This window comes from Streptococcus oralis, from assembly GCF_023109315.1.
In the GTDB taxonomy this organism is placed as follows: Bacteria; Bacillota; Bacilli; order Lactobacillales; family Streptococcaceae; genus Streptococcus; species Streptococcus oralis_BS.
In genome coordinates this window covers 170,089-188,112 of the sequence record NZ_JALDUF010000005.1, presented here as the reverse complement: position 1 = coordinate 188,112, position 18,024 = coordinate 170,089, and the positions used below count along the sequence as shown (strand labels likewise).

The following is an 18,024-nucleotide window of genomic DNA, read 5'->3' as shown; positions in this document are numbered from 1 at the left end:
CGCGGGAAGTAGCTCAGCTTGGTAGAGTACTTGGTTTGGGACCAAGGTGTCGCAGGTTCGAATCCTGTCTTCCCGATCGATTACGAGGATACTTAAGGGTATCTTTTTTATATGTGTTAAGGAGATTCTGAGAATCTTCTTTTTTGTGGCTCTTTGTCAACTGTAGTGGGTTGAAGTCAGCTAAGATCTAGAAAGGACGAATTTCGTCCTTTCTTTTTTGATGTTCGGAGTTATGAAAATCATTTCTTGAAGCTGTATTCATCTCAAGACATGTGGGTTGGAAGAAAAGATAAATCTGTCTTGAATTTGAATTCTTTCAATTTACGAATGACTGTCGAAGTAGAGACAGATAGACTTTCTGCAATAGCTGTCATAAGGACTTTCTCGATTAATTTTTGAGTGATTTTCTGGTTGACGATGGTCGCGATTTGGTGATTTTTCTTGACGAGAGAGGTTTCGGCGACCGCTATTTTCGAACACTGATAACACTTAAAACGTCGCTTTCTAAGGAGAATTCTAGTAGGCATACCAGTTGTTTCAAGGTAAGGAATTTTGGAAGTCATATTTCTTCATTTGATTTTCGCAATCAGGACAAGATGGGGCGTCGTAGTCCAGTTTAGTGATGATTTCCTTGTGTGTATCTCTATTAACAACATCCATAATTTGGATATTAGAGTCTTTGATATCGAGTAGTCTTGTGATAAAATGTAATGGTTCCATATGATTCTTTCTAATGATGGTTTGGTCGCTTTTCATTATAGATCATATGGGACTTTTTTCTACAACAAAATAGGCTCCATAATATCTATAGGGGATTTACCCACTACAAATATTATAGAGCCGAATTTAGGAAAACTAGCAGGGTTTAAGGAATGGTAGTGACTATATATTTTCTTTAATTATGGTAAAATAGTAAGAGAATAATGTGAGGAAATTGGATGTCAAGTAAGTTTGAAATTTTAATGAATCAAATAGGAGTCTCTGATCAATTGAGACAGGATCCTGCTCTTGTTAATGCAAGTATTGAGCGTGTTGTGGTTCATAAGATTAGTAAGATTTGGGAATTTCATTTTGTATTTTCTAATATTTTACCGATTGAAATCTTTTTAGAGTTAAAGAAAGGGCTTCGTGAAGAATTTTCTAAGACAGGGAATCAAGCTGTTTTCGAAATCAAAGCTCTCTCTCAAGAATTTTCAAATGAACTCTTGCAGGCCTACTATAAGGAGGCTTTTTCTGAAGGTCCATGTGCTAGCCAAGGGTTTAAGTCTCTTTATCAGAATTTACAAGTTCGTGCAGAGGGAAATCAGCTCTTTATTGAAGGTTCAGAGGTGATTGATAAGGAACACTTTAAGAAAAATCATCTTCCTAATTTAACAAAGCAACTTGAAAAGTTTGGTTTTCCAGCTTTTGTCTGCCAAATCGAAAAGAATGATGCTCTTACACAGGAGCAGGAGGAAGCCTTCCATACGGAGAATGAACAAATCGTTCAGGCTGCTAATGAAGAAGCTTTGCGTGCTATGGAACAACTGGAACAGATGACTCCTCCTCCAGTAGAAGAGAAGTCGGCCTTTGATTTCCAGGCTAAAAAGGCTGCTGCAAAACCAAAATTGGATAAGGCTGAAGTTACCCAGATGATTGATGTGACGACTGAGGAAAATCGTTTGGTCTTTGAAGGGGTCGTTTTTGATGTGGAGCATAAGGTGACCAGAACTGGTCGCGTTTTGATTAACTTTAAAATGACGGACTACACTTCAAGTTTTTCAATGCAAAAATGGGTTAAGAATGAAGAAGAGGCTCAGAAGTTTGACATCATTAAGAAAAATTCCTGGCTTCGTGTTCGTGGGAATGTGGAGATGAATAACTTCACACGCGATTTGACAATGAACGTGCAGGATGTGCAGGAAGTTGTTCACTATGAGCGGAAGGATTTGATGCCAGAAGGTGAGCGTCGGGTTGAGTTTCATGCTCATACTAATATGTCGACCATGGATGCTCTGCCAGAAGTAGAGGAAATCATTGCGACAGCTGCAAAGTGGGGACACAAGGCGGTTGCCATCACGGACCATGGAAACGTTCAGTCTTTCCCACATGGCTACAAGGCAGCTAAGAAAGCTGGAATTCAGCTGATCTATGGAATGGAAGCCAATATCGTTGAAGACCGTGTTCCTATCGTTTACAACGAAGTGGAGATGGATTTGTCAGAAGCAACCTACGTGGTTTTTGACGTGGAAACGACGGGACTTTCAGCCATCTATAATGACTTGATTCAGGTTGCGGCTTCTAAGATGTATAAGGGAAATGTTATTGCTGAATTTGATGAATTTATTAATCCTGGATATCCCTTGTCATCCTTTACTACCGAGTTGACTGGTATTACAGATGACCATGTCAAAAATGCCAAACCACTAGAACAAGTTTTGCAAGAATTCCAAGAATTCTGCAAGGATACGGTTCTAGTTGCCCACAATGCTACCTTTGACGTTGGCTTTATGAATGCTAACTATGAGCGTCATGGTTTGCCTAAGATTAGCCAGCCAGTTATTGATACGCTCGAGTTTGCTAGAAACCTTTATCCTGAGTATAAACGTCATGGTTTGGGGCCCTTGACCAAACGTTTTGGTGTGGCACTGGACCACCACCACATGGCCAACTACGATGCGGAAGCTACTGGTCGTTTGCTCTTTATCTTTATCAAGGATGTAGCAGAAAAACATGGTGTGACTGATCTGGCTAGACTAAATATAGATCTAATCAGTCCAGACTCTTATAAAAAAGCTCGGATCAAGCATGCGACTATCTATGTCAAGAATCAAGTAGGTCTAAAAAATATCTTTAAGCTGGTTTCTTTGTCCAATACCAAGTACTTTGAAGGGGTGCCACGGATTCCGAGAACGGTTCTAGATGCTCATCGGGAGGGATTGATTTTAGGAACAGCCTGCTCTGAAGGTGAAGTTTTTGATGCAGTCGTTTCCCAAGGTGTGGATGCGGCGGTTGAGGTGGCCAAGTATTATGACTTTATCGAGGTCATGCCGCCAGCTATCTATGCGCCATTGATTGCTAAAGAGCAGGTCAAGGATATAGAGGAACTCCAGACCATTATCAAGAGTTTGATAGAAGTGGGAGACCGTCTTGGCAAGCCCGTTTTGGCTACGGGTAATGTTCATTATATCGAACCAGAAGAAGAAATTTACCGTGAAATTATCGTTCGTAGTTTGGGACAGGGGGCTATGATTAACCGAACCATTGGTCACGGTGAACATGCCCAACCAGCTCCTTTGCCAAAGGCTCATTTTCGAACAACCAATGAGATGTTGGATGAATTTGCCTTCTTGGGAGAGGAACTAGCTCGTAAACTGGTTATTGAAAACACCAATGCCTTGGCAGAAACCTTTGAGCCTGTTGAGGTGGTTAAGAGTGACTTGTACACGCCTTTCATTGACAAGGCGGAAGAAACAGTCGCTGAGTTGACCTATAAGAAGGCCTTTGAGATTTATGGAAATCCGCTGCCAGATATTGTTGATTTGCGGATTGAAAAAGAATTAACATCCATACTGGGGAATGGATTTGCCGTGATTTACCTGGCTTCCCAAATGCTGGTACAACGTTCCAATGAACGGGGCTACTTGGTGGGTTCTCGTGGATCTGTCGGTTCCAGTTTCGTTGCGACTATGATCGGGATTACGGAGGTCAATCCTCTCTCCCCTCACTATGTCTGTGGTCAGTGTCAGTACAGTGAATTTATCACCGATGGTTCTTACGGTTCAGGTTTTGATATGCCTAATAAGGACTGTCCAAACTGCGGTCACAAACTCAGTAAGAATGGGCAGGATATTCCGTTCGAGACCTTCCTTGGTTTTGATGGAGACAAGGTTCCTGATATTGACTTGAACTTCTCAGGAGAAGATCAGCCTAGCGCCCACTTGGATGTGCGTGATATCTTTGGTGAGGAATATGCCTTCCGTGCAGGAACGGTTGGTACGGTGGCTGCCAAGACCGCTTATGGCTTTGTCAAGGGCTATGAGCGGGACTATGGCAAGTTTTATCGAGATGCGGAGGTGGAACGCCTCGCTCAGGGTGCGGCTGGTGTCAAGCGGACAACAGGACAACACCCGGGGGGAATCGTTGTTATTCCGAACTACATGGATGTCTACGATTTTACGCCTGTCCAGTATCCAGCGGATGATGTGACGGCTGAATGGCAGACCACTCATTTTAACTTCCACGATATCGATGAGAATGTCCTCAAACTTGATGTACTGGGACACGATGATCCGACCATGATTCGGAAATTGCAGGACTTGTCTGGTATTGACCCTAATGAAATTCCCATGGATGATGAAAGCGTTATGGCTCTCTTTTCTGGAACGGAAGTTTTAGGGGTGACGCCTGAGCAAATTGGAACTCCAACAGGGATGCTGGGAATTCCAGAGTTCGGAACCAACTTTGTACGTGGAATGGTAGATGAGACGCATCCGACGACTTTTGCGGAGTTGCTTCAGCTGTCTGGTCTATCCCACGGTACCGATGTGTGGCTGGGGAACGCCCAGGATCTGATCAAGCAAGGGATTGCGGACCTATCGACTGTTATCGGTTGTCGGGACGATATCATGGTTTATCTCATGCATGCTGGTCTTGAACCTAAGATGGCTTTTACTATCATGGAACGGGTACGTAAGGGCATGTGGCTAAAGATTTCCGAAGAGGAGCGAAATGGCTACATCGAGGCTATGAAGGCCAATAAGGTGCCAGAGTGGTATATCGAGTCCTGTGGGAAAATCAAGTACATGTTCCCTAAGGCCCATGCGGCCGCCTACGTTATGATGGCCTTGCGTGTGGCCTACTTCAAGGTTCACCATCCGATTTATTACTACTGTGCTTATTTCTCAATCCGAGCCAAGGCTTTTGATATCAAGACCATGGGGGCGGGTTTGGATGCCATCAAGCGCAAGATGCAAGAAATTGCTGAAAAACGGAAGAATAATGAAGCCTCTAATGTGGAAATTGACCTCTATACAACTCTTGAGATTGTCAATGAAATGTGGGAACGTGGTTTCAAGTTTGGCAAACTCGATCTCTACCGTAGTCAGGCAACAGAGTTCCTCATCGATGGGGATACCCTCATTCCGCCATTTGTAGCAATGGATGGTCTGGGAGAGAACGTTGCTAAGCAGTTGGTGCGTGCACGTGAAGAGGGTGAATTCCTCTCTAAGACAGAACTGCGCAAGCGTGGCGGACTGTCATCGACCTTGGTTGAAAAGATGGATGAAATGGGGATTCTTGGCAATATGCCAGAGGATAACCAGTTGAGTTTGTTTGATGATTTGTTTTAAGGATTAGAACGGAGAACATCTTTATGAAACTTAGAATCTTTGCGGAAGACAAACCAGCTGAAAAGGTTTTTAACTATCAGCGAGAGCTGGCAGATGAAACAATTATCCTATCTACAGTGCTTCTGTCGGGTGCCATTGCTTTAGCAGGATTGTTTTCTGCTTTAAAAGAAAAATAGAAAAGGAAAAACAAAATGGTTTTACCAAATTTTAAAGAAAATCTAGAAAAATATGCGAAATTGTTGGTTGCGAATGGAATCAACGTGCAACCTGGTCACACCTTGGCTCTCTCTATCGATGTGGAGCAACGTGAATTGGCGCATTTGATCGTTAAAGAAGCCTATGCCTTGGGTGCGCATGAGGTGATCGTTCAGTGGACAGATGATGTCATTAACCGTGAGAAATTCCTCCACGCTCCGATAGAGCGCCTGGACAATGTGTCAGAATATAAGATTGCTGAGATGAACTACCTCTTGGAGAACAAGGCTAGCCGTCTTGGGGTTCGTTCTTCTGATCCAGGTGCCTTGAACGGTGTGGACGCTGACAAACTTTCAGCTTCTGCCAAAGCTATGGGACTTGCCATGAAGCCAATGCGTATCGCAACGCAATCCAACAAGGTTAGCTGGACTGTAGCAGCAGCTGCTGGACTTGAGTGGGCTAAGAAAGTCTTCCCAAATGCTGCGAGCGATGAAGAAGCAGTCGATCTCCTTTGGGACCAAATTTTCAAAACCTGCCGTGTCTACGAAGAAGATCCTGTTAAGGCCTGGGAAGAACACGCTGCTATCCTCAAGAGCAAGGCAGATATGCTTAATAAAGAACAATTTTCAGCCCTTCACTACACAGCTCCAGGGACCGATTTGACGCTTGGATTGCCGAAGAACCATGTTTGGGAATCAGCTGGTGCTATCAATGCGCAGGGAGAAGGATTCTTACCAAATATGCCGACAGAGGAAGTATTCACAGCGCCTGACTTCCGTCGTGCAGATGGCTATGTAACCTCTACAAAACCACTTAGCTACAACGGAAATATCATCGAAGGCATTAAAGTAACCTTCAGGGATGGACAAATCGTGGATATCACTGCTGAGAAGGGTGATCAGGTCATGAAAGACCTTGTCTTTGAAAATGCGGGTGCGCGTGCCTTGGGTGAATGTGCCTTGGTACCAGATCCAAGTCCAATTTCACAGTCAGGGATTACCTTCTTTAACACTCTTTTCGATGAAAATGCTTCAAATCACTTGGCTATCGGAGCAGCCTATGCGACTAGCGTTGTTGGTGGAGCAGAGATGAGCGAAGAAGAACTTGAAGCTGCGGGCCTGAACCGTTCAGATGTTCACGTGGACTTTATGATTGGTTCGAATCAAATGGATATCGACGGTATCCGTGAGGATGGAACGCGCGTACCGCTCTTCCGTAATGGAGACTGGGCAAATTAAGGAGAAGCTATGATTGGAAGCATGTTTGTCGGCCTTTTAATTGGACTACTAGCAGGGGCTATCACCAATCGTGGAGAACGTATGGGATGCTTTGGGAAGATGTTTCTCGGTTGGATTGGTGCCTTTCTGGGGCATCTGCTCTTTGGAACTTGGGGCCCAATTTTAGCGGGAACAGCTGTTATTCCTGCTGTTTTGGGTGCTATGGTTGTCTTAGCTATTTTCTGGAGACGAGGAAGTTAGCTTTCCGACTCTGAAAAGGAAAGGAGGTTGGTCACTTGGGCTAGCCTCCTTTTGAGTATGATATAATAGTTTTATGAGATTAGATAAATTTTTAGTTGCCTGCGCTGTGGGGAGTCGAACAGAGGTCAAAAACTTGCTCAAGGCTGGGCGCGTGACGGTAAATGGTAAAAAAGAAAAGTCAGCTAAATTGCAGATTAATGAAGAAAGAGATGAGATTCGCTTTGATGGCCAAGTGCTGGAGTATGAAGAGTTTGTCTACTACATAATGAACAAGCCCAAAGGAGTCATTTCAGCGACTGAAGATTCCAAGCATAGAACGGTTCTAGACTTGCTGGATGACTTGGCGCGGACCAAGGAAGTTTTCCCAGTAGGGCGCTTGGATATCGATACACATGGTCTCCTACTCTTGACCAATGATGGTCAGCTGGCCCATGCTCTTCTTTCACCTAAGCGTCATGTGGATAAGACCTATCTGGCGCAAGTCAAGGGCATCATGAGCCAAGAAGACGTGGAAACATTTGCTAAGGGGATTCCGCTCAAGGACTTTACCTGCCAGCCGGCCAAACTGGAGATTTTGTCAGTGGATTCAGGTAAGGATGAGAGCCAGGTTCGGGTGACCATTGCAGAAGGGAAGTTCCATCAGGTCAAGCGTATGGTATCCTACTGTGGCAAGGAAGTAGTGGACCTACAACGTTTGACGATGGGAACTTTAGCTTTGGACGAGAATTTAGAACGAGGAGAATGGCGTCGTCTGACCAAGGAGGAGTTAGAGGTTCTCCTTGCGAGTATTGTTTAATTTGATTTATTTTAGAAAAGGCGAGGAGAATGTCCTTGCCTTTTTATGTTTTCAGTTGCTTCCTTTGTGAAAAGAGTTATAATAGACAGTAGAATAAAAGGAGGAATCTATGAACGCGATTCAAGAATCATTTACTGATAAACTATTTGCTAACTATGAAGCAAATATCAAATACCAAGCGATTGAAAATGCTGCCAGCCACAACGGAATTTTTGCAGCCCTAGAACGTCGCCAAAGTCATGTAGACAATGCACCTGTTTTCTCATTAGATTTGACCAAGGACAAGGTTACTAACCAGAAAGCGTCTGGTCGTTGTTGGATGTTTGCAGCTCTCAACACTTTCCGTCACAAACTCATCTCTCAATACAAATTGGAAAACTTTGAATTGTCACAAGCCCACACTTTCTTCTGGGACAAGTATGAAAAATCTAACTGGTTCTTGGAGCAAGTCATTGCGACTGCAGACCAAGAATTGACGAGCCGCAAGGTTAGCTTCCTACTCCAAACACCTCAACAAGACGGTGGACAGTGGGATATGGTCGTTGCCCTCTTTGAGAAATATGGTGTCGTTCCTAAGTCTGTTTATCCTGAGTCTGTTTCATCTAGCAGCAGCCGTGAGCTAAATGCTATTCTCAACAAATTGCTTCGCCAAGATGCTCAAATATTGCGTGACTTGATCACTTCTGGTGCAGACCAAGCGACTGTTCAAGCTAAGAAAGAAGACCTCTTGCAAGAAATCTTTAACTTCCTTGCTATGTCACTAGGGCTTCCACCACGTAAATTTGACTTTGCTTATCGTGACAAGGATGATAACTACCAAAGTGAAAAGGGCATTACACCACAAGAATTTTACAAAAAATATGTTGACCTTCCTCTAGAAGACTACGTTTCTGTTATCAATGCTCCGACTGCTGATAAACCTTATGGCAAATCTTACACAGTTGAGATGTTAGGAAATGTGGTTGGTAGCCGTGCAGTTCGCTACATCAACGTTCCAATGGAACGCTTGAAGAAATTGGCGATTGCCCAAATGCAAACAGGAGAAACTGTTTGGTTTGGTTCAGATGTAGGCCAGCTCAGCAACCGCAAAGCAGGAATCCTTGCGACAGATGTTTATGACTTCGAATCAAGCATGGACATTAAACTCACTCAAGACAAGGCTGGACGTTTGGACTATAGCGAAAGCTTGATGACCCACGCCATGGTCTTGACAGGTGTGGACTTGGACGAAAATGGCAAGTCAACCAAGTGGAAGGTTGAAAACTCATGGGGAGACAAGGTCGGTACCGATGGGTACTTTGTTGCTTCAGACGCTTGGATGGACGAATACACTTACCAAATCGTTGTTCGCAAAGAATTGCTGACAGCAGAAGAACGAGCTGCCTATGAAGCAGAACCAATCGTGCTCGCACCATGGGATCCAATGGGTGCCTTGGCAGAATAAAGCATAAAGAAAAAAGGTTAGGAGAATCCTAGCCTCTTTTTTTCAAGTAATTTCTTAAAGTAATGATAGATGATGCTTGTCAAGGGAGTTCTTCTTATTTTGAGTCTTTAAGTGACAGAGGAAAAGATATGTGTTATTATAGTAGTACAAAAGGATATCGGAGTAGAAATGAAGTATTTAAGCAGTCAAGACATCAAGGATCGTCAACGAAATATCAGCGATATTAAACCCTATAAAACGACCAAGGAAATCATTTTTTCAAATATCTTTACCTTTTTTAATGCTATGAACTTGGCTCTGGCAGTTCTGGTAGCCACAACCTTGCGATTTGAGAATATGCTCTTTTTAGGTGTGATTGCTATCAATACAGCCATCGGTATCTTCCAAGAAGTGCGCTCAAAAAATGCCTTAGAAAAGCTTAGTTTACTTGGTAAAAGTAAGTACAGGGTCAATCGAGATGGCCAAACGATTGAGATTGCTCCAGAGGACATCGTTCTGGGCGAGTATTTGCATCTCAATCTGGGAGATCAGGTGCCTGTAGATGCGGAAGTCCTTGAAGGGAATATTGAAGTGGATGAGTCCTTGCTGACTGGTGAGAGTGATTCAGTCTTTAAAACAGTTGGTGACCAGCTGATGAGCGGAAGCAATGTCGTCAGTGGCACTTGTCTCGTCAGAGCAACGGCTGTGGGTCCCGATAGCTACATCAACAAACTCGCAAAATCCAGCAAGGAATTCAAAAAATATCCTTCTCAACTACGGGACTATATGGATAAGATTTTAAAAATCGTCTCCATTTTGCTGGTGCCAGTTGCCATTCTGCTCTATGTCAGAGGTTTTAGTCTGGGACGGACTTATGTTGAGATTGTCTTGGGAAGTTCTGGTGCCTTGGTCGGCATGATTCCAGAGGGATTGATTCTCCTGGTCAGTGTGTCTCTGGCGGTAGCGGCCATGAAGCTTGCTAAAAAGAAGGTTCTGGTGCAGGAACTATACTGTGTGGAGACCTTGGCGCGTGTAGATGTTCTTTGTTTTGATAAGACAGGTACCATCACGACTGGTAATATGAAGGTCCAAGAAATGGATGATAAGCTAGCAGAGAAACTATCTTCTTATCTAGCTTATTTCGAGGATGAAAATGCAACTTCCCGAGCTCTGAAGACTTACTTAACCTGTGAGAAAAAGTGGGAAGTTCAAGAAGTCGGTGCCTTTTCAAGTAAAAACAAGTATTCCTTTGTCCAAGTAAAAGAGGGTGGGACCTATTTCTTCGGTGCTTATGAATTTCTAGGCTTTACCCAGCCGATGGATGCCTACTATGAACATCTAAAACAGCAAGGTTTTCGAATCTTAACACTTGCCCATAGCAAGGACCAGATTACGAGTCCAGCCAATCTGGAACTGCTAGGGCATGTCGTTCTGTCAGATGAGATTAAGGACAATACCAAGGAAACCTTTGACTATTTCGAATCTCAAGGTGTTGAAGTGAAGATTATCAGTGGTGATAATCATGTGGCTGTATATGGGGTGGCTCGTAAGGCAGGTTTTAAGGAAGAAGCGCGGGCGATTGATATGACCAAGGTGAGCGATGATGACTTTGAGAGAGTGGTCTTGGAACACGAAATATTTGGTCGTGTGACACCTGAACAGAAAGAAAAGATGGTATCTATTTTGCAAAATGCTGGTAAAACAGTTGCCATGAGCGGTGACGGGGTCAATGATGTTCTGGCTCTCAAGAAAGCAGATATCAGCTTTGCCATGAAGGGGGCTTCGAGTGCAGCCAAAAGTGTATCCAATATTGTTTTCCTGACAGATGACTTTGCAATATTTTATGATATTTTGATGGAAGGGCGCCGGGTTATCAATAACATCCAAAAGGTAGCCTCTCTCTTTCTGACAAAGACCTTCTTCTCCATCGTGTTTGCGATTTTGAGTGTGGTATTTGGTTTGGAATTTGCCTTTATCCCCATTCAGTTTACAATCATTTCAGCTATTACGATTGGGATTCCATCCTTCTTCCTAACTTTTGAGTCCAATAAAGAAAAGGTCAGCACACATTTTATGCGAGATATTTTGACCAATGCTGCGATTGGTGGTGGCATTCTGGTTGCTAGTGTACTCTTGACGAACTTCTTTATCACTGTCCCAGGTCAAGTCAAATTTATTTGCTTCCTCCTTGCTTTGATCAATGGTCTGTGTCTAGTTGCCAAGGTCAGCATTCCCTTTAATCGATACAAGCTGGTCTTGCTCGCATTTTTGAACCTTGCAGCCCTTGTTGGCGTACTTGCCAATACCTTTATCCTGCGAGGAGCTTTTGTGCCTCTAGAAACCACTCAAGTGCTCTATGTAGCCGTCCTAGCAGTGGTGATTGGGGGCTTGCATTATCTGACTAGAAGAAAAAGTTGATAGATAAAAAAGAATCAGGATTTGATCCTGATTCTTTTTTATCTATATTCTCGATGGCTTGGATTACATGATACCAAAGAAACGAGCTGCAATACCTACTGCAAAGAGAGCAAGGATGATTGCGATTGGTGATACTTTTTTCTTAAGCAACCACATGCAGAGGAAAGTAAGGAGAAGTCCCATCAATCCTGGAATCAATGAGTTCAACTGACCTTGAAGTGTTTGTGGTTGAACGCTATCTAAGCTCAAACCACTAAGAGCCTGACCAAGAATTCCCTTCAATTCTCCACCTGTTACAGGTCCTTCTGGGAAGTTGATGTAGGCACCTTCAGCCAATTGTTTACCAGGAAGGTTAACAGTGAAGTTGATCGATACCCAACGTTGTACAAGAACGGCAAGGATGAACATACCAAGGATAGAAGCACCTTTAGTGATGTCTTTCAAGATACCACCTGACATATCTTTAGTGATTTCAGATCCAGCTTTGTAACCGAATTCTTGTGTGTACCATAGGAAGGCCATACGGATAGCATTCCATCCGAAGAAGAAGAGAAGAGGACCAACGATGTTACCAGTTGTAGCAAGTGATGCACCAAGAGCTCCAAGGATCGGACGAACTGTAAACCAGAAGACTGGGTCACCGATACCAGCAAGAGGTCCCATCATACCGATTTTAACCCCTTGGATAGCTGCGTCATCGATTTCAACACCGTTAGCACGTTCTTCTTCAAGTGCAAGAGTAACCCCCATGATTGGAGCAGCTACGTATGGGTGAGTGTTGAAGAACTCAAGGTGACGCTCAAGAGCAGCCGCTTGGTCTTCTTTTTTAGTGTACAATTTTTTGATAGCTGGGATCAATGAGTAAGCCCAACCCAAGTTTTGCATACGCTCGTAGTTCCAAGAACCTTGAAGGAATTGTGAACGCCACCAAACTTTTTGACGATCTGATTTTGATAATTGAATTTTTTCAGCCATGATTGTTCCCCTTTCTAGTAGTCTTCTAGGATATCACCGATTGGGTCGTTAGAAGTCGCAGCTCCGCCGCCACCGTTACCACCTTGTTTTGAAAGGTTAAGGTAGATGAAGGCAAGGGCAACACCGATGACACCAAGGGCAATCAAAGTCAATTGAGAGATTGCTGCAAGAGCAAAACCGATAGCGAAGAATGGCCATACTTCACGAGTTGCCATCATATTGATAACCATAGCGTAACCAACGGCAACGACCATAGCACCACCGACAGCCATACCACCATTCAACCATTCTGGCATTAGGCCAAGAGCGTCTTGAACAGCAGAAGCAGGGATAGCGATAAGGAAGGCTGCAGGGATAGCGATACGAAGACCTTGAAGAACAAGGGCAAAGTAGTGAGCGCGTTCAACAGCCGCAATGTTTCCTTCTTTTGCAGCTGCGTCAGCTGAGTGAACTAAGGCAACTGAGATTGTACGAACAATCATTGTCAAGAAAAGTCCGGCTACGGCAAGAGGGATAGCTGTGGCTGTTGCGACGGCGATACCTTCGGTAGTAAAGTTACCACCTTTGATCAAGATGATCGCTGCGGCAACAGATGCAAGAGCAGCGTCAGGAGCTACGGCAGCTCCGATGTTAGCCCAACCAAGGGCGATCATTTGAAGAGATCCACCAAGCATAACACCTGCTTCGAGGTTACCTGTTACAAGTCCGATAAGGGTACATGCGACGATTGGTTGATGGAATTGGAATTGGTCGAGGATACCTTCAAGACCTGCAAGGAAGGCAACAACTACAACCAAGATAGCAGAAATGATTGAAATATCTGACATGGTTTTATTCCTTTTCTATTTAATTATATAAAGTGTAAAATCTTTCTTCTAAGAGTTCGAGAGAAGATTCTAAATTATTGAACGTTCGCTTTGTTAATCAAGTCAAACAAATCTTTTTTCGTGTCATTTGGTACTTTACGTACGTCAAATTCAACACCGAGGTCACGCATTTTTTCAAATGTTGCAACATCATCTTTGTCCATAGACAAGACGTTATTGATCATTGTTTTACCTGTTGAGTGGGCCATAGAACCAACGTTAAGGGTCTTGATTGGCACGCCACCTTCGATGGCACGAAGGGCATCTTGAGGTGTTTCAAACAAGATAAGAGCATGTGTGTTACCAAAACGAGGGTCTTTTGCAACCTCAATCAATTTTTTGATTGGGACAACGTTGGCTTTTACTCCGTTAGGAGCTGCTTGTTTGATCAATTCTTTACGCAATTCGTCGTTTGCAACGTTATCTGATGCAACGATGATACGGTCTGCTTTTGAATCTGGTGTCCAAGCAGTTGCGACTTGTCCGTGAAGAAGACGTGTGTCAAGACGGGCAAGATTGATTTTCAATTTACCGTCTCCGATAACAGTTCCTTCTGGGATAGCAGCTTGGGTAACTGGAGCAGCTGCAGCAGTTGCAACTTCCTCAACTGGGTTAAGCTCTTCTGGAAGAGCCTTGATGCCATCTTTGGCTTCTGTAATGATATTCGCAGCGACTTTATCCACACCTGCATTCGCGTCCATAAGGCGCTCTGTGTAGGCTTGGATCAACATCGGCAAGTTAAGCCCTGTGATGATGGCAAATTTACGCTCAGGGTTTTCTCCCATCACGCGGCTAGCTTGGTTGAACGGAGATCCACTCCAAAGGTCAGCCAATACTAGAACCTCATCTTCTGCGTCAAATGCAGCCACAGCGTTGTTGAATTTAGCGTAAAGATCATCTGGACCTTCATTTGGCATAAAGGTTACAACTTGAACCTTTTCTTGTTCACCAAAGATCATAGATCCTGACTGATGAATACCCGCAGCAAATTCGCCGTGGCTCGCAATAATGATTCCGATACTCATTATTGTCATTCCTCCTTTTAAAATGTTTGACTTATAGGTTTCCTAAAAACCTCAGACGTACCTAGTATAAATCGTTTTCATATAAAAATCAACTACTTTTTCGAAAATTGTAAAAGTTTTCAATGAAAACAGGCTTACAAAATGTTAATATATAAATAAGTTCAAGAAATATATGAAAATAGCAATAGAAAATTTAATATAAAAATACTGAAAATGAGTGACCTTTATGAAAATAGAATGAAAATAAAAAGGAAAGATTGCAGGATAGCAATCTTCCTTTTTATAGGAATAAATTTTGTAAAGCGTGGGCTACCCCGTCTTCTTCATTGGTTAGAGGAAGTTGTTCGTCTGCATATGGAATGAGAGAAGGATTGGCGTTTTTCATAGCATATCCCTTGCCTGCAAATGCCAACATTTCCGTATCATTATGTTCATCACCAAAGGCGATTAAGTCTTTTTTATCACGATTCATAACATTGAGCAAGTACTCTAGAGCAAAGGCTTTGTTTACACCCTTGGGAGTACACTCGAGGATGTTGAGTGGCCCACCCCAGGTGTTGATAGCTAGTTGGTGCTGATAAAAACGATTCATCTCGTCCGCTAGAGCGTATTTGTCCTCAACCCTTGTTTGCAAGAGAATGCAGTTAGGATTCTTGGTTACTCGTTCGGGTTTGAATTGATTTTCCGGTTGGAAGTTCTCTACGCCAAATAGTTTAGGGTCCGCAATTTCTTCATTCGGAGCTGTAATGTAAAATTTCTTACGGTATTCTCCTGCAATAAAGTCGGCCTGGATATCCTCTTTACGTTTGACCATATCTAGGAGATATTTTTTGTCCAAGGTTAAGCATCTTTCGTGCTCCCAAGCCTGTCCTGGTAGATGGGTAAGGGAACCATTAAAGTTAATCATAGGAGTATGTAGCTCTAGTTCGCGGTAGAAGTCTTTTGCCATGCGATACGGACGCCCCGTCGTGATGATAACATGGTGCCCTTTTTCTGAAATTTTTTTGATTGTCTCTTTGGTAAAATCGGAGAGCTTGCTTTCGCTATTGAGCAAGGTTCCGTCCAAATCGACTGCAATAATTTTTTTTGTCATATAAACCTTCCTAGTAGATTCCAGATAAGATGTCTACTATTATATCAAAAAGAAAGAAGAAAAACAGACTCAAAACAAAAAATAAAAATTTCATTTTGTTAAATAATTCAAACAAACATATTGAAAAGGTGAATGATAAATGATATAATACTCATATTGTTCGTAAAAAACAAAAGGAGATTTATGATGGACAAACTATTTAAACTAAAAGAGAACGGAACAGACGTTCGTACGGAGGTTCTCGCTGGTTTAACAACTTTCTTTGCAATGAGTTACATTCTCTTTGTAAACCCACAAATGCTTGCGCAGACAGGGATGCCTGCTCAAGGTGTCTTCCTAGCAACGATTATTGGTGCGGTAGCTGGTACTCTGATGATGGCCTTCTATGCGAACCTGCCATACGCTCAAGCACCAGGTATGGGACTCAATGCCTTCTTTACCTTTACAGTCGTATTTGGACTTGGTTATTCATGGCAAGAGGCCTTGGCTATGGTCTTTATCTGTGGGATTATTTCACTAATCATTACCTTAACAAATGTTCGGAAAATGATCATTGAGTCAATTCCAAACGCTCTTCGTTCTGCGATTTCAGCAGGTATCGGTGTCTTTCTTGCTTATGTAGGGATTAAGAATGCTGGCCTTTTGAAATTCTCTATCGATCCAGGAAATTATACAGTTGCCGGTGAAGGTGCTGATAAGGCGCAAGCAGCCATTACAGCAAATTCTTCAGCAGTTCCAGGCTTGGTTAGCTTTAATAATCCGGCTGTTTTAGTGGCTATTGCAGGTTTGGCGATTACGATTTTCTTTGTTATTAAGGGTATCAAGGGAGGAATCATCCTTTCTATTCTAACAACGACAGTTCTTGCTATCGCTGTTGGTTTGGTTGATGTATCAAGCATTGATTTTTCTAATAACCATGTAGGTGCAGCCTTTGAAGATTTGAAGACAATCTTTGGTGCAGCACTTGGCTCACAAGGATTGGGTGCTTTAATCTCAGACACTGCTCGTCTACCGGAAACACTTATGGCTATTCTGGCCTTCTCGTTGACAGATATTTTTGACACAATTGGTACTTTGATCGGTACAGGTGAAAAAGTCGGTATCGTAGCAACAAATGGTGAAAATCACCAATCAGATAAGTTAGATAAGGCTCTTTACTCTGACTTGATTGGTACTTCAATTGGTGCCATCGCAGGTACTTCAAACGTAACGACTTATGTCGAGTCTGCTGCTGGTATTGGTGCAGGTGGACGTACTGGATTAACTGCCTTAGTGGTTGCGATTTGTTTTGCAATTTCAAGTTTCTTTAGTCCACTTTTGGCAATTGTTCCATCAGCTGCGACGGCTCCAATTTTGATTATCGTTGGGATTATGATGCTTGGTAGTTTGAAAAACATCCATTGGGATGATATGGCTGAAGCTGTCCCTGCCTTCTTTACATCTATCTTCATGGGATTCAGCTACTCTATCACACAAGGGATTGCAGTTGGTTTCTTGACTTATACGTTAACAAAAGTTGTCAAAGGTCAAGCAAAGGACGTGCACGCGATGATTTGGATTTTGGATGCCTTGTTTATCCTTAACTATATCAGTATGGCGCTATAAATGATATAATAGAAAAAGGGGAGTCTCCCCTTTTTAATTATAAGGAGGTACATCATGAAAGATAAGACGATTTGGCAAGAGGTTTTAAACAGAGGGAAATGGGTGATCATCCTTTTGGTAGCTTTTGTTCTATCTCAATTTCCCATAGGACTTGCTTTATTTTTAGCAAACAAACAGTTTCCGATTTTACAGTCAGGGCTCTTAGTAGGTGCTCTATCCATAGTCGTTTTGATTGTATTCATTATTGGTGCACGAAAAACACAACTTGCTACTTTTAATCTATCCTTTTTTAAGGCAAAAGACTTGGCTCGCTTGGTACTGAGTTATCTGGTGATTTTTGCGACAAATCTCTTGGGTTCACTCCTGCTTCGACTAACAAATGAGGCAACAACCAATAACCAATCAATACTGAATGGTTTGGTTCAGAATAGTTCCTTGATTTCAACTTTCTTCCTACTAGTCTTGATTGCGCCGATTTGTGAAGAAATTTTGTGTCGTGGAATTATTCCAAAAAAGATCTTCCGTGGAAAAGAAAAACTTGGCTTTGTTGTTGGTGCAATCGTCTTTGCCTTACTCCATATGCCAACCAATTTACCTTCTGTGATTATTTATGGAGGAATGTCAACGGTTTTGACTTGGACAGCCTATAAGACTGAGCGCTTGGAGATGTCCATTTTGCTTCATATGATTCTCAATGGTATTGCATTTTGTTTGTTGGCCTTATTGGTATTGATTAGTAGAAATCTAGGTCTATCATTCTAAACCATTGACCTACTTGGAAAAGATGAATACTAGCGTGTCCATCTTTTTCTTTTTATGG

The 18,024-nt window shown here is 42.7% G+C and carries 13 protein-coding genes, 1 tRNA gene and 1 pseudogene; 10 read left to right on the top strand and 5 right to left on the bottom strand.

From position 1 onward, the window contains the following. The first annotated feature begins 2 nt into the window (after positions 1-2). A tRNA-Pro gene (locus tag M1F74_RS07765) sits at positions 3-76 on the top strand. Between the two features lie 190 nt (positions 77-266). Here the strand turns inward: M1F74_RS07765 and M1F74_RS07760 are convergent. Then, positions 267-720: pseudogene (locus tag M1F74_RS07760) on the bottom strand (transposase family protein); the annotation flags it as partial. Positions 721-938: 218 nt separating this feature from the next. On the opposite strand from M1F74_RS07760, the gene M1F74_RS07755 reads away from it, so the two are divergent. The 7 genes from M1F74_RS07755 to M1F74_RS07725 all read left to right on the top strand — a co-directional run bounded on the left by M1F74_RS07755 (position 939) and on the right by M1F74_RS07725 (position 11,640). Further along, complete coding sequence (locus M1F74_RS07755) at positions 939-5,330, top strand: PolC-type DNA polymerase III (protein ID WP_247946747.1); 4,392 nt, start codon at positions 939-941, stop codon at positions 5,328-5,330. 23 nt (positions 5,331-5,353) lie between these two features. Continuing rightward, the gene (locus M1F74_RS07750) at positions 5,354-5,506 is read left to right on the top strand and encodes a hypothetical protein (protein WP_247946746.1); all 153 of its coding nucleotides are present in this window, start codon (positions 5,354-5,356) and stop codon (positions 5,504-5,506) included. Between the two features lie 15 nt (positions 5,507-5,521). Then, complete coding sequence (locus M1F74_RS07745; RefSeq protein WP_247946745.1) at positions 5,522-6,763, top strand: aminopeptidase; 1,242 nt, start codon at positions 5,522-5,524, stop codon at positions 6,761-6,763. Between the two features lie 9 nt (positions 6,764-6,772). Next, the gene (locus tag M1F74_RS07740) at positions 6,773-7,003 is read left to right on the top strand and encodes a GlsB/YeaQ/YmgE family stress response membrane protein (RefSeq protein WP_247946744.1); all 231 of its coding nucleotides are present in this window, start codon (positions 6,773-6,775) and stop codon (positions 7,001-7,003) included. 73 nt (positions 7,004-7,076) lie between these two features. After that, positions 7,077-7,799 (top strand): pseudouridine synthase, encoded by a 723-nt coding sequence (locus tag M1F74_RS07735; protein WP_084940401.1) that lies wholly within the window; start codon positions 7,077-7,079, stop codon positions 7,797-7,799. Positions 7,800-7,908: 109 nt separating this feature from the next. Next, complete coding sequence (pepC, locus tag M1F74_RS07730) at positions 7,909-9,243, top strand: C1 family peptidase (protein ID WP_247946743.1); 1,335 nt, start codon at positions 7,909-7,911, stop codon at positions 9,241-9,243. A gap of 168 nt (positions 9,244-9,411) precedes the next feature. Further along, a complete protein-coding gene (locus M1F74_RS07725; protein WP_247946742.1) occupies positions 9,412-11,640 on the top strand; it encodes an HAD-IC family P-type ATPase in 2,229 nt (742 codons plus the stop codon). A 63-nt stretch (positions 11,641-11,703) separates the two neighbouring features. On the opposite strand, the gene M1F74_RS07720 is transcribed toward M1F74_RS07725, so the two are convergent. The 4 genes from M1F74_RS07720 to M1F74_RS07705 form a co-directional block, all read right to left on the bottom strand. Further along, complete coding sequence (locus M1F74_RS07720) at positions 11,704-12,615, bottom strand: PTS system mannose/fructose/sorbose family transporter subunit IID (protein WP_247946741.1); 912 nt, start codon at positions 12,613-12,615, stop codon at positions 11,704-11,706. Positions 12,616-12,629: 14 nt separating this feature from the next. Further along, positions 12,630-13,442, bottom strand: a complete 813-nt coding sequence (locus M1F74_RS07715) for a PTS mannose/fructose/sorbose transporter subunit IIC (RefSeq protein WP_001280325.1) — start codon at positions 13,440-13,442, stop codon at positions 12,630-12,632. 74 nt (positions 13,443-13,516) lie between these two features. Continuing rightward, a complete protein-coding gene (locus M1F74_RS07710; protein ID WP_007522453.1) occupies positions 13,517-14,506 on the bottom strand; it encodes a PTS sugar transporter subunit IIB in 990 nt (329 codons plus the stop codon). A 280-nt stretch (positions 14,507-14,786) separates the two neighbouring features. Continuing rightward, positions 14,787-15,599: a Cof-type HAD-IIB family hydrolase gene (locus tag M1F74_RS07705; RefSeq protein WP_007522452.1), complete on the bottom strand. Its 813-nt coding sequence runs from the start codon at positions 15,597-15,599 to the stop codon at positions 14,787-14,789. Positions 15,600-15,785: 186 nt separating this feature from the next. On the opposite strand from M1F74_RS07705, the gene M1F74_RS07700 reads away from it, so the two are divergent. Further along, complete coding sequence (locus M1F74_RS07700) at positions 15,786-17,204, top strand: NCS2 family permease (protein WP_007522449.1); 1,419 nt, start codon at positions 15,786-15,788, stop codon at positions 17,202-17,204. A 54-nt stretch (positions 17,205-17,258) separates the two neighbouring features. Continuing rightward, a complete protein-coding gene (locus tag M1F74_RS07695; protein ID WP_033585462.1) occupies positions 17,259-17,966 on the top strand; it encodes a CPBP family intramembrane glutamic endopeptidase in 708 nt (235 codons plus the stop codon). The last annotated feature ends 58 nt before the right edge of the window (positions 17,967-18,024 follow it).